Annotated in this window: 11 protein-coding genes; 6 read left to right on the forward strand and 5 right to left on the reverse strand. The window is 36.0% G+C overall.

Annotated elements, in window-relative coordinates:
• Positions 1–51: 51 nt before the first annotated feature.
• Both FFJ24_RS02310 and FFJ24_RS02315 read left to right on the forward strand, forming a co-directional pair.
• The gene (locus tag FFJ24_RS02310) at positions 52–1,683 is read left to right on the forward strand and encodes a hypothetical protein (protein WP_138820617.1); all 1,632 of its coding nucleotides are present in this window, start codon (positions 52–54) and stop codon (positions 1,681–1,683) included.
• A gap of 401 nt (positions 1,684–2,084) precedes the next feature.
• On the forward strand, positions 2,085–3,272 hold the full coding sequence (locus tag FFJ24_RS02315) for a M57 family metalloprotease (protein WP_138820618.1): 1,188 nt from the start codon (positions 2,085–2,087) through the stop codon (positions 3,270–3,272).
• 126 nt (positions 3,273–3,398) lie between these two features.
• On the opposite strand, the gene FFJ24_RS02320 is transcribed toward FFJ24_RS02315, so the two are convergent.
• Positions 3,399–3,704, reverse strand: a complete 306-nt coding sequence (locus tag FFJ24_RS02320; protein WP_138820619.1) for a hypothetical protein — start codon at positions 3,702–3,704, stop codon at positions 3,399–3,401.
• Between the two features lie 146 nt (positions 3,705–3,850).
• On the opposite strand from FFJ24_RS02320, the gene FFJ24_RS25940 reads away from it, so the two are divergent.
• On the forward strand, positions 3,851–4,003 hold the full coding sequence (locus FFJ24_RS25940) for a hypothetical protein (protein ID WP_168202363.1): 153 nt from the start codon (positions 3,851–3,853) through the stop codon (positions 4,001–4,003).
• On the opposite strand, the gene FFJ24_RS02325 is transcribed toward FFJ24_RS25940, so the two are convergent.
• From FFJ24_RS02325 to FFJ24_RS02340, 4 genes are all read right to left on the reverse strand, one after another.
• The gene (locus tag FFJ24_RS02325; RefSeq protein ID WP_138820620.1) at positions 4,000–4,275 is read right to left on the reverse strand and encodes a hypothetical protein; all 276 of its coding nucleotides are present in this window, start codon (positions 4,273–4,275) and stop codon (positions 4,000–4,002) included. The two genes, FFJ24_RS25940 and FFJ24_RS02325, sit on opposite strands and share 4 nt — an antisense overlap.
• Before the next feature lie 290 nt (positions 4,276–4,565).
• Positions 4,566–5,774, reverse strand: coding sequence for a hypothetical protein (locus FFJ24_RS02330; RefSeq protein WP_371716944.1), 1,209 nt, complete (start codon positions 5,772–5,774; stop codon positions 4,566–4,568).
• 126 nt (positions 5,775–5,900) lie between these two features.
• Entirely contained in the window at positions 5,901–6,707 is an 807-nt protein-coding gene (locus tag FFJ24_RS02335; RefSeq protein WP_138820621.1) for a lysophospholipid acyltransferase family protein, read from the reverse strand.
• A gap of 339 nt (positions 6,708–7,046) precedes the next feature.
• Entirely contained in the window at positions 7,047–8,798 is a 1,752-nt protein-coding gene (locus FFJ24_RS02340; RefSeq protein WP_138820622.1) for a lysophospholipid acyltransferase family protein, read from the reverse strand.
• A gap of 94 nt (positions 8,799–8,892) precedes the next feature.
• Between FFJ24_RS02340 and FFJ24_RS02345 the strand changes: the two genes are divergently transcribed.
• The 3 genes from FFJ24_RS02345 (at position 8,893) to FFJ24_RS25945 (ending at position 12,919) form a co-directional block, all read left to right on the forward strand.
• Positions 8,893–9,792, forward strand: a complete 900-nt coding sequence (locus tag FFJ24_RS02345) for a ComEA family DNA-binding protein (protein ID WP_138820623.1) — start codon at positions 8,893–8,895, stop codon at positions 9,790–9,792.
• A 1,489-nt stretch (positions 9,793–11,281) separates the two neighbouring features.
• Positions 11,282–12,436, forward strand: a complete 1,155-nt coding sequence (locus tag FFJ24_RS02350) for an acyl-CoA dehydrogenase family protein (protein ID WP_138820624.1) — start codon at positions 11,282–11,284, stop codon at positions 12,434–12,436.
• Between the two features lie 309 nt (positions 12,437–12,745).
• Positions 12,746–12,919 carry a DUF6496 domain-containing protein gene (locus tag FFJ24_RS25945; RefSeq protein WP_168202364.1) on the forward strand — a complete coding sequence of 58 codons (174 nt, stop codon included), beginning with the start codon at positions 12,746–12,748 and terminating at the stop codon, positions 12,917–12,919.
• The last annotated feature ends 16 nt before the right edge of the window (positions 12,920–12,935 follow it).

Raw genomic sequence — 12,935 nt, forward strand, 5'->3', positions numbered from 1 at the left:
ACTTAATATATAGTTAATACTGGTTTAATTTTCATCATATATTTTTAGTTAATGGAAAACTTAAAAATTAAAGCGCTCAAAATTGCAATAGTTGCGATTATGTTATCTGCAGCTCTAGTAAGCTGTAAGAAAGAAATTAGCCCCCTCATGGAGCCTGCTACTTTAAAAATACCAAATAAAATGGCAGCTATTCCAACTCATGTTTTTGATTGGGAAACTGCTGATTACATGCCTACACCGGCGGGTTCACCTCCTATCTTGGTGCCTTGGGCATCTGGGAGCAATCAATTATTCCCTAACGAAATTGCTTTTGATTATAAAAAGGCTGATGGTTGGAATCTAATCTATAATACTTTTAGCCCTACGCAATTAACATCTCCCAATTTTTTTGCACTTTACAATAAATATAGAGGAATAATACGTTTTTATCTGTATTTACCTCCTGGAAGCCCATACTCATCTTCATACTTTAGTGATGGATTAGGTATATCTGGCGGATATCCGTCTTCAATAATGAATTTTTCTAAAGAGATTATTGATCCTGAAAATGTAATAAAATCTGTAACAAAAATTCAAAATTATCAAATACTCTCGACAGGTGCATGGTATGCTTGTCAGTATGAGTTAGCTTATGATCGCTATATTGCAAATGCCAATCATGAGAATCTCAACTTTGTTTGGAATGTATCTTCAACTAATTTGTCGCAAGTTATGTTAAATGGAACATCAAATGGAACTTTAACAGGGACTGTCGGTACTGCAGGATCTGGTGGCTTTAATCTTGGAAGTTTATTGGGGAATTTAGGGAATGCAGCAATTCATGTGGCTGGTTTTCAGGGGGTAAAAGCACTAAATCTGCCTAAATCAAAAGTCTTTGGGACAGATGTAACAAAGTCTATAGAAGATGGCATTAAAGGAGGCTTAAGTGGTGCGGTTAAAGGTTTTTTTAGTGCCATATTGGGAGGCGCAGCAACCAGCCCTCAGGTTGTTGATTTAAAATTAAAAGTCGAAACTAATTTAACGGGGTCTATAACAAACAATACCGGTATTCTAAGCACTACTTTGGCCATGCCAGGATCAGCTAATGCTAATTCCGTAGGATATATTCCTAGTTATAACAAAATTTTAGGTGCTTTTGATTTTTCAGTAGCTCCAATCTTGTTTGTAGCGAATCAAAAGGTGCCAATTAACGAATTTCCTGGTACGGAAATAAAGTATATAGATGATTATAGCGTAGCTTATCATCATGGCCTCCTTAATGAGTTTAGGCCAATAACCAATCCAGAGGTTACCAATGATGGAACAACAGTTAAAGTTACCAGAATTGACATACTTGTTCCTTACAAACAAAAATATGCAAATTATGGTCGTCCTTCTGAAAAAACGACAATAGGGTCATTTGTGGATAGGACTGGTCCAGATTACCCAATGCCAGAAAGTTATGGGAAAGAAATCATTGGAGAAGAACTTTATGCTTATGGTAGTAGCTCGAATGTTGGGACAGCAAAGAATATTTTATTTAAGGTTCAGCATCGTCAGGATTATAGTATCGGAACAGCTTACTATAATGTTACCAATCTTGATGGTATACGCATTCGTTATACAATATTGATTACTCCTGCTAATGGTTCTCAGCCTATCACGATCATAAAGACGGTTAAGCCAACAATAGAATTAGTTTAAATTGATTACCCACTCGTTATACCAAGTTATCCCCAAAATTACTTCTCCTGTACCTTATGTTTACCCATCCTTTACCTTTTAGGTAATAAATAGGTAGAGAAAAGGTAAGCAAAGGGTTAACATGGGGTTAACCTGGTGTAGAGAAAAGGTAAACAAAGAGTAAAGAATAGGTAGAGAAAGGTAAACAACATTTTGTCTGTCGTACTGAAAAAAGACCGACACAACAATCCGTAATATCATATTAAAATACGCTAATATTCTATTTTTATTTTATATATGTTTTATCATTTCTTTTTGTATTTTTATATTTAACTATTTGTATTTTTTATTAGTAATAACTTAATAATTTATTTATTATAGCTTAACAGTAAGATGGTTAATTTGGATAGGAAAACCTAACTATGAAAAAAACATCTACTTTAAGCTCATTCTCCAGGAAAATGGGCTTGGCAGCTTTGCTGCTAACCTTAAGCATCTATTCGTGTAAAAAATCTGAACCCTCTGTTGTCACGACCGAAAGCAAAGCAGAAGTTGAATCTGCTATACTTGCAAAAATCAAAGAAATGGGCTTTCAAACAGATGGTATTAAAGAATCTGGCGATTACTACGTGGTGGAAGGTGATATCTTGATCTCGAAGAAATCACTATCCACAGTTAAAAATATTGAAAAAGCAACAAATGCAAGTGGTAAAATAGCGCAGGGTAATACCAATCAGTTAATTCAGGGAAACCTCACAAATGTTATTATCACCCAGGAAGATTTCGATACCAGGTGGTTTTATGCAATTCGGGAAGCGATAACTGCCTGGAATGCGATAGGTAACTGCCGCATCAATTTAATCCATTCTTATAATCAATTTTATCCACCTTACACAAGTCCTTTTACCCCTAATATTACCATTAGAAAAGTAAATCTGGGGACAGGTGCATTTGGACAAGCAGATTTCCCAACCGATGCAGGACAGCCCGGAGCTAATATTTGGGTAAATCATGTTACCAATAATGTTACCAGTACAGGTGCCGACAATGGTATACCAAGAAGCCATGCCCAGGATGTGTTTATGTTGATACACGAAATTGGCCATTGTTTGGGCTTGCGTCATACAGATTACAATGGAGAAGGTAACTACGATGCTTACGGTAGGTATGTAGGCGTTAATGCTATACCTGGCACGCCCTCAACAGGCGCTGCGTCGGCAGATCCAAATTCAGTAATGAACTCTGGCAGACTTGGTACTTCAAGAACCTGGACTGATTTTTCATCATACGATGTAATTGCCGCTCAGTATTTATACTCGCCGGTAACTACTCCATTTGTAAGTACCTTTAAAAATGTGATTAACGGGCCATCTTCCAATTCGGCAGGTGCAACGGTGACTAGTACAGCAGGCGCCACGTACAATGGTGGTTATTATGAATGGAGAATGTTAGATCAAAGTTTAAATGTTGTATTGCCGGTAAGCAGTTTTAGTGATTTTCCACAGCAGGAATGGTCGTACGGTACTCCTGGAACTTATTATCTAGAGTGTCGTTTGGTTGGTTTAGAATGTCAGGGAGAATGGGCAAGGCAAACCGTTACTTTTAATTAGATAGTAGTGGAAATAGAACATAAAAAGCAGGGTATTTCCATTAGAAAATTATCCTGCTTTTTTATTTAAAACTGATTATGCACTAAAAGGTAATTTATGACCGTATGCGGTTAACTAAATTTTAATTTACTCCGCTATCAGCTCTTTTTTTACTGCTTTCTTTTCTGCAATAGGTTTAGCTGTTTTAGCCTTCGGAGTTGCAGGAGTAACCTGCTCTTCTTTGATATATGGCGTTATAGAATCATCCTGAGTATGGAAAGTAACTTTTTTAGTCAATTGCTTTGCAAATTTTTCGATTACTTTATCGGCTTTTTTGGCTTTGCCGTATTGGATAACAAGTTCGTTAAATACAAGGGCTAATTTCGACTCTAATTCTTTACGTAATTTTTTGCCTGTCGAATGATTTTTCGACTTAGATTTATTCTTTTTCATTTAAAACTTATGGGTTTTCCCAAAGATAGAGAATCGGAAAGTTAAATTAGTATTATCATTATGTTAACAGATAGTTTGCTGCTTAACATATAAAATATTTTTCCTAACTTGTTAAATCTCAGAGGTTAACATTTAATCGAACGAATATGAATTACTCCATAGTAATCGGCGTTGCAGTGTTAGTGGTTATTTTAATTGCTTACCTGATTAAAAGAAACGAAAAGGATGAGGAAGCGTTTGAGGAGGAGGTAATCCAATCAGAACTTCCGCCGGAGAAAGACGATAAAGAAAATAGCTAAAAAGTATTTCCCGGCGCGATTTCGCCACCCAGATCCAGTGTATTCTGAAAACCTTCCAGGTATTGGAGTAAATGCCGTTCAGCGTTTGAATAAGAGTTAAATGTTGATGCCGGTTCGTAAGCATCAGCATCAGTTTTGCTTTTGTAAAATGAACTGATTTTGAAAACGAAAACTTTGCCATCGTTAATGGGCGACATAATTCTAGCCTTTACTGCGTGACCGTTTACCTCAACGAAAAATTCTTTTATAACAGTATAAATAACAGCAGACATAGACCAGGTTTTAGATTTAACTCAATATAAGAGGTCTAAATTACCTTAAATAGCTCATGAATCAACCTGTTGTTGATAAGATAACATTTAATTAACATTAAATTAACTTTTAATTAAGATACTGAATGATTATCGCGTGTTTAAAAATTGAATAAAATTATCTCGTATGTCAGTCTGAGCGTAGTCGAAGACCATTTTCAACACATTGACAAAAGCAATCCATTACGCTCAGCGAGACAGCAAAAGGCTAAGTAATATTTAGCTATAAAATTTAAATAGGCGCTAAATCTTTAGCGTTTTATAGGCTCGTAGGCATAAACCACTTCATATTTACTGTTCTTAAAATTTGAAGAAAGTTGCCCGATTTTTAAGTTTTGTGATTGAGGTGTAGGTTCACAATACGAGTATTTTCTACCTTTATAAGTAACGGGTTCGCCAACTGGTTTTTCAAACTGTACGGCAATAGTTAAATGTTTAGGGTATAACAAGGCAATCATCGGCAGGTTATATATTTCCTTTACCAGATAGAAAAATAATGCAGCCCGGTCATCGCAATCGCTGTAGGCACTTAATAATGTTTGTTCAGGCGAAAAACGTTTTTCCTTACCAAAGTTTTCATCGTCATCTTCATATAAAAAACCATAACGGGTAAATCTCATCAGGTAATCAACACCTTTTTTCTGATCCATGTGTCTCAGGTTTTCTTTCAAGGTGGGAATAAGAGAGCTGTATGTTTCCCTGCTCAAAGGAATATTAAAATAACTTTCAAAATCCACTACCGGATAATTTTTAAAAATGGTTTGTACATCTTGATTAACTTTTAACTTAAAATGATGGATTTTTTGACGGTAACTAAATTCGATATCCTTTTCCTGATAACTTTCCGGTTTAAAATCGGGCATTCTGGTCACCTTATAAGAGAAAGGATTTTTAGCCTCCGGAATTGAAATTTTAACGGGCTTGTAAGCATCGGCCTGTTTAAACAGTTTACCATAATCATGATAATTAAGGCACATAAACTTTTTATTGTCAACCATAAAGAACGGAATATCGCTGATATCCTCTTCGTTTCTTACATAAAATATAACCTGATCATTGCCTACAGCTAACCGTGCGTCATAACCGCATTTACTCAGTAAAAACCATTTGTATAAAGTATAGCCAAAATAATTATCTGCTTTCGGACTAATCTGTTCGGCCGTCTTACGGATCAGTTGATAATAAATCCAGTCGTTTAAATGATATTTTTTCTGGTATTTTTCTAAAGAGGAAATAAGGGGCGCATACTGACCAGATGAGATGCGGCTGTAAAAGTTTGAAACAGCTGATGTAGTAGCTGTTTTAGGTATAGGAAAAACGACTGAAGAATCTACACTAAAGTTAAAAGTTCCATCATAAAAATCGAAAGAATAGTGCTGTCCCTTCGAGATGACGGTATTCATCATCAGGCAAAAGAACATAATGGTACTCAAAACATATTTGTAAATCCCTCTTTTCAAACCGCTTTATATTTGGTTACATTAAATTTACTTATTATTAACACAAAAGCAACAATTTCTTTATGTGAATAATGAGATAGCGTTTAACGGGAAATTAACATTGGGTTTTTATGAATTCGGACCAGGTTACTTTTTTAGGGCATAAAGTCCCTTTCTTAAATGGTTTAAAAGTGAGGTATTACAATCTTTACAGTCTATTTCTTTCAAATGGATGGGTTTGCCAATACTGATTTTTAACCGGTGACCATTTTTGTTGAATAACTCTGAAATCAGCTTTGCTGTTTGTAATGAAGGATGTATAAACTTCAGCAGGCTAAAAAAGATGCCGTTATTGCCATGAAAATACACCGGTAGTATCGGTACATTGGCCTTGGAGATGATTTTTCCAACCACGGGATGCCATTCACGGTCTGTAATCTGATTTTTTCTGAATTTATAAGAAGAAACTTCCCCTGCCGGAAAAATAGCAACCGGACTACCAGCTTTTAAAACTTTTAAAGTTGTTTTTAATCCGCTAATACTTAATGAATCCTGAACTTTTTCGAACGGATTTACCGCGATAATACATTTCTCCAGATTTGGGATTTTCTTTAACAGAAAATTCCCCATGAACATCGTATCAGGTCGGTGATTGGCAAGTATGCTTAATAATGCCAATGATTCTATGGCGCCGTAGGGATGGTTTGCAATCGCAATGAATGCGCCTTCTTTTGGAATATGGGCTAAATCCTCATCACTGATCTGAATAGTAACCCCCAGAACCTCCAGGATATGATTGGCAAATTTTTCTCCTTCTAAGGTATTGGCATCTCTAATAATTCCGTTGAAGTCGTTAATCTTTAAGAACTTCATTAAGAAGGAAGCAAGACCAGGAATTGGAATATTACAAATGCCTGTTGCCTTTGAAAAATTCTCTTTAGAAATGACTGTCATAATGAAAGTTCAAAATTGATTCCATTAGGGAAGCAATTTGATAAATGATTTTTTATTTGAGCTAAATATAAGGGTGGGAAACATTCGGTTCTCACAAAGAAGAATGTTTATCATAGCTCATACAGCGTACCTAAAGATAATGGAATAATATGAACAACTGCGTATTAATCGATTAAGAAATTGTAAGGAATGAAATTTTATAAATAATATTTCATTAACACCAATTTAACAAGGTAAACCTACTTTTGTGGCATAAATATTTGGTTAGTATTTATAAAGTTTAGGTTAGTTGATAATAAAAAACCCAGATGGATGTCTGGGTTTTTTTATTGAATTAATTTATAGATTTTTGCCGAGTTTTTCGAGCATTTCAGGTGGAATATTATGTGTATCTACCACTAAGAAGCCATCTAAACAATCAGAAAATTTAGGATCGATATTAAATGATATAATTTTTGCATTCAGGTTCATATATTGTCTTAGCAATACCGGGATCTTGATATGCGAGTTTTCAATGTCTCCGATAATACTGTCTAAATCTTTAAAAGACTCGCTGCTATCAACCAGGGTATCGGTAGAAATAGGCAATAAATCGGCTTTGAATTTGTTCCGGGGTTTAACATATTTAGCCATCTCATAATCGAAATGGTTTTTGGTAATATAATCTACAATTAGGGCCTTACTGAATTTTGAGAAATTGTTGCTGATACTTACCGGACCGAACATATAACGGTACTGTGGGTTATCGATCAGGTATTTTAGAATTCCTTTCCAAAGCAGGAACAGTGGTAGCGGCTTACCCTGGTATTCTTTCCTGATCCACGATCTGCCCAACTCGATACCCTGCTTCAACATGGGGTAAAACTGATCTTTCATTTTAAAAAGTTCAGAAAGGTAGAAACCACGGCGCCCCATGCTTTCTAAAATTTCATCACCTTTACCTATCCGGTAAGCACCTACAATATTTTCCAAATCTTTATCCCATATAAATAAGTGGTTATAGTAGATATCGTAGTTGTCGAGATCGATTTTTTTGTTGGTACCTTCACCTACTTCACGGAAAGTAATTTCTCGTAAACGGCCAATTTCCCTTAAAATATTCGGGATTTTTAAAGTCGGAACAATATATACCTCGTAATTTTTCTCCGTCCAAACCCTGAAATCTTCCAGAAGCGCTACCTCATTTTTAATTAAGAGCCTCGAAGTTTCTTCAATTACCTCAGCAGGTTTCTTTTTAATTTTAAATAAGTTTAACGGGTTAAAGAGTTTTTTCTCTGTGTCTAAACCAATACCAAGCGCATACGTACGGGCTCTTAAAAAGTCCATCAGTTTATTGCTGCTGTTCATGTGCGAAATTTCAGATACGGCTATTGGTTTACCAATTCGTACCTTAATGGTACGTCCATGTTTATTTAAAAACTCCGAAGGTAGTTTTGCTGTACGCAGGGTAGGATGTATGAAGCTCAAAATGTTAAAGAAAACACCGTTATTGCCATGAAAATAAATAGGTACAACAGGTACTTTTGCTTTGGCAATCAGTTTTCCAACAACAGGATGCCACATCCTGTCCGTTACCTGCTGAGCATCTAATTTAAAGGTAGAAACTTCTCCTGCAGGGAAAATACCAATTGGCGTTCCATTTCTAAGTAAATCAAAAGTAGTTTTTAATCCACTGATACTTGACGAATGCTGCACATTTTCGAAAGGATTTACAGCAACAAAAAATTCATCAAGGTTTGGTATTTTTTTCAAAATGAAATTTACCATTACCTTTGCATCGGGCCTAACCGTACACAATAGTTTAACTAAAGCCAAACCTTCTACACCACCATAAGGGTGATTTGCGATTGCGATAAAAGGGCCTGTTTTAGGAATACAATTTAAATCATCATCATCAAATTCTATAGAAACGCCAATGGTTTCTAATATCTTGTCTACAAATTCTAAGCCTTTAAAATGTTGATTTTGAGCAAATACGTCGTTAATGTCGTTCAGTTTCATGATCTCCATCATCAAACCTGCCAAACCTGGTACACCTAGCTTATCTATCTTTGTTGCTTTCGCAAACTCAGATGTAGTTATGATCTTCATATAAATTCTTAGATTGTTGATAGGCAAAACCTATTCTGTTTTGCAATCCCAAAAATAAGATTTATATTTATAATCCACATGTCATATCGCATCAATGAGAATTTGGTTCAACAAAAATTTTGGTGTCAGCAAAAGTGAATTCAACGGATTGTTGTTTCTCGTCTCTATTATTGTTGTAATCAGGGTTATTCCAATTATATATGGCTACTACCAGCCAATTTCGAACGATGATCCAAATCTTTTAGCACAAATTCAGAAGATAACCATAACAGATCAGGCATATGCCAATACTATTCGCGATCGGATTGAAGATTCTAGCCCTCGGAAAACAGTTAAACTTTTTAAGTTCAATCCTAACAGTTTAGATGCAGAAGGTTGGCAAACTTTAGGTCTGTCGGCAAAACAAGCGCAATCAATTATAAATTATACCACTAAGGGCGGTAAGTTTTACAAAGCCGAAGATCTTCAGAAAATGTATACCATTTCGCCAGAAATGTATAAAAAGATATTGCCTTATGTTAACATACCTGATCAGCCTATCAATGCCTCAAGGAATTATGTACCTTTTGAAAAAAAGGAATATGCTAAAAAAGCTGTTGTGATTGTTGATATCAACAAAGCAGACTCGACACAATTGGATGGTATTAAAGGTATTGGCGGAACTTTTGCCCTTAGAATTATTAAATACCGTGAACGTTTAGGCGGCTTTTACAAAAAAGAACAACTTCTTGAAGTTTATGGTTTAGATTCCGGTAAGTATGCCGAAATTAAAGATCAGATTGAAATCAGCAATACTCCATTAAAAACAATAAATATAAATACAGCAACTTTTAACGATTTAAAGCGCAATCCATACCTTTCTTTCAAACAGATCAATGCCATTATTCAATACCGTAAGCAGCATGGTAATTATGCTAACCCATCCGATTTAAAAAAGATCATCATTTTAAACCAGCAGGTTATAGATAAAATTACCCCTTATATTTCTTTTTAGAAACTTAGCGCCTGTTTAAATTTTTATAACAAAAATAAATGGCCTTTTGCTGTCACGCTGAGGGATAATTTAGTGTATAAATTCAATATAAATGCCAGTAAAATTTAATGGAAATAAATCTTCCCAAAGGATCGTCATTTCGGGAAGGCTTTTTCAGCCGACAGCCTGCCTCGATTTTCGGGGAAGCAATCTTTATAGCAAGGACACAAGCATGATAGATTGCTTTGTCGTTCATCCTTATAATGACCTTTATTTAAACAACTGATATTTAGTGTTGTTTTTTTGACCATATAAGACATCTAAGGACCATATAAGCTTACATGTTCTTATATGGTTTGAAAGCCTAAAGGATTATTTAATGAATTAGATGTTCTTCGGTGTCTAAGGTGGTTAATTAAACTGCGTAGTCTTTAATTTTTACGACCACCTTAGACATCTTAGCTCAATGAGTTTTGCAGGATGCAAAATCTTAAACCTAATACGTTAGAAAGCGTATATAGGACTTCATTCCTATTTTTCAGGCCACAGACCTGATGGTTACTCGCAATGACGACCTTTTTTGGAGTCTGTCAATGGTAGAGGTTAGAATTTTTCAAATACATCGGAGAGCTGATAACAGATATACAAGGAGCGTCATTTCGACCGCAGTGGAGAACCCGAAGGCTCTGCAAAGCAAAATCTTTTAACGTAGTTCAAAGATTTCTCCATTTAGCCGCGCGTAGTCGATTGCTTTATTAATGCGTTGAAATGGTCTTCGACTACGCTCAGACTGACATATGAAATAAATTTTATTTTAAACATGCTCTTAAAAGCTTAAATTTTAAATGCGATTTGGAAAGCAATGATTGTGCTAATCGGTTTCGAAAGCCCTGCTTTACAATTACTCACCCGATTAAAAACCTGTGAAACAAGTAAACACAATAAAAGTAAAAACAAGTGCTTAAACCGGGATTTATGTTCGTTCCAATCAGGTTTAATTATGGAAGAACAGTACATTTAAACCCGAAATCATAGTGTCGGCCCGTGCCACCTAAACCTGATCGGAACGAACACGGAATGCAACGAAGTAAAGTGGAGAGCAGGGCTGAATAGTGCCAAATACTTCTGTACCTGATTTCCAAAAAAAGATAACCCGGTTAAAAAATATACATTTCCTTTTCCAGGTTAGTTATAGGAGTTAATTGCTTGCAAGGTTTAAAACGAATCCATTTTCAACAAATGTGTTGCGAAAAAGAGAATGTATACATCTGTTATCATTCCTTCAATTTCATCTATATTCGTCAAAAACTCCATATAACTAACTTATTCGGCTATAGTTGTAAGAAAAATAAAAAAAACTTTCTTCGTTAATTTCAAGGTTTAAAATTAACCGATAAACTAATTGAACCGAATACCATTTCATTCTGTAATTGCACGAATATTTAATGGTAACTAACTATGAAATAATTGATTATAATTGCCCCCGAACTAACTTAAAATATAAAATTTAATGAGCGTAAGCTTCGATTTTTCAGAAACAGAAACTCAGCAAAGTGTAAAGGCTATGGTCCGCGATTTTGCAGAGAAAAATATTCGTCCAAATATAATGGAATGGGATGAGGCACAGCATTTTCCGGTCGAATTGTTTAAACAACTTGGAGAATCAGGCTTAATGGGCGTTTTGGTTCCCGAAGAGTATGGAGGCTCTGGATTGGGCTACCAGGAATATGTTGATGTGATTGTGGAAGTAGCCCGGGTTTGCGGTTCAATCGGCTTATCATTAGCCGCACACAACTCTTTATGTACTGGTCATATTTTGGCCTTTGCAACCGAAGAGCAGAAGCAAAAATGGTTGCCGAAGCTGGCTACTGCCGAATGGATTGGTGCCTGGGGTTTAACCGAAGCAAACACAGGTTCGGATGCCTTAAGGATGATGACTACTGCCGTTGAAGATGGTGAAGATTACATTATAAACGGCGCAAAAAACTGGATTACCCATGGCAAAAGCGGAGATATTGCGGTTGTGATGGTAAGAACAGGGGAGCAGGGGAGCTCGAAAGGGATTTCGGCCATTGTAGTAGAACGCGGTACACCTGGTTTTACTGCTGGGAAAAAAGAAAATAAACTTGGTATGCGGGCATCAGAAACCACAGAAATGATTTTTGATAATTGCCGCGTACCGAAAGCTAATTTATTGGGTAATGTTGGCGAAGGTTTTAAACAGGCGATGAAAGTGTTAGATGGCGGAAGGATTTCTATTGCGGCACTGGCTTTAGGTATTGCGAAAGGTGCTTTTGATGCAGCGGTAGCTTATTCAAAACAGCGGCAGCAGTTTGGTCAGCCCATCTCCAGCTTTCAGGCCATTAGTTTTAAACTGGCTGATATGGCTACAGAGATTGAAGCAGCCGAATTGTTGATCCGCCAGGCAGCAGATTTAAAGAACAGGCATTTGCCTATGACAAAAGAATCGGCCATGGCGAAATATTTTGCCTCAGAGGTCTCGGTAAGAGTAGCAACCGAAGCAGTTCAAATATTTGGGGGTTATGGTTATACCAAAGACTTTCCGGTTGAGAAATTTTATCGCGATAGTAAGTTGTGTACAATAGGCGAGGGCACTTCTGAAATACAAAAGATAGTTATTGCCAGAGAAATATTATCAAGGTAGAAGGTTTTAAGGTAGAAGGTTTAGGGCTATATTTGTTGAACCTTATACCCTAAGCCTTACGCCTTCAACCTTATATACAACAAACCAAATATATTATGAGTAATCCGGATGATTTAACCACTTCCGGATTTTTTTTGTTTTAAAATTTTGAAAACCAACTTTCAATTGCCAGTGTTTTTACTAAATACTAAATACTAAATACTAAATACTAAATACTAGTTGGGTTTGGAGTGGGGAGTTTGGCGTTGGCGTCAATTAACGGATTTAAACAATTAATCGATTAGAGATACTAACTAATGAACTAAAAATATGGCAAAGTATTCAGAAAAAGCTGGTGAGAAAGTAGAAAAAACCATGCACGAAATGAAAGCAGGTAAGCTTAAGAGCGGATCAGGTAAAAAAGTGACTTCCAAAAAGCAGGCAATTGCTATCGGATTATCCGAAGCCAAAAAAGCAGGAGCGAAGGTACCTAAAAAAGGTTAAAAGCTTAAAGACTAAA

Origin of the sequence: Pedobacter sp. KBS0701 (assembly GCF_005938645.2) — a bacterium.
Classification (GTDB): domain Bacteria; phylum Bacteroidota; class Bacteroidia; order Sphingobacteriales; family Sphingobacteriaceae; genus Pedobacter.

Bases quoted from the DNA above. Each gene is read 5' to 3' on its own strand.
- FFJ24_RS25945 (WP_168202364.1), top strand. From the start codon at position 12,746: ATGGCAAAGTATTCAGAAAAAGCTGGTGAGAAAGTAGAAAAAACCATG.
- FFJ24_RS02320 (WP_138820619.1), bottom strand. From the start codon at position 3,704: ATGAAAAAGAATAAATCTAAGTCGAAAAATCATTCGACAGGCAAAAAA.
- FFJ24_RS02335 (WP_138820621.1), bottom strand. From the start codon at position 6,707: ATGACAGTCATTTCTAAAGAGAATTTTTCAAAGGCAACAGGCATTTGT.
- FFJ24_RS25940 (WP_168202363.1), top strand. From the start codon at position 3,851: ATGAATTACTCCATAGTAATCGGCGTTGCAGTGTTAGTGGTTATTTTA.
- FFJ24_RS02315 (WP_138820618.1), top strand. From the start codon at position 2,085: ATGAAAAAAACATCTACTTTAAGCTCATTCTCCAGGAAAATGGGCTTG.
- FFJ24_RS02340 (WP_138820622.1), bottom strand. From the start codon at position 8,798: ATGAAGATCATAACTACATCTGAGTTTGCGAAAGCAACAAAGATAGAT.
- FFJ24_RS02310 (WP_138820617.1), top strand. From the start codon at position 52: ATGGAAAACTTAAAAATTAAAGCGCTCAAAATTGCAATAGTTGCGATT.
- FFJ24_RS02325 (WP_138820620.1), bottom strand. From the start codon at position 4,275: ATGTCTGCTGTTATTTATACTGTTATAAAAGAATTTTTCGTTGAGGTA.
- FFJ24_RS02345 (WP_138820623.1), top strand. From the start codon at position 8,893: ATGAGAATTTGGTTCAACAAAAATTTTGGTGTCAGCAAAAGTGAATTC.
- FFJ24_RS02350 (WP_138820624.1), top strand. From the start codon at position 11,282: ATGAGCGTAAGCTTCGATTTTTCAGAAACAGAAACTCAGCAAAGTGTA.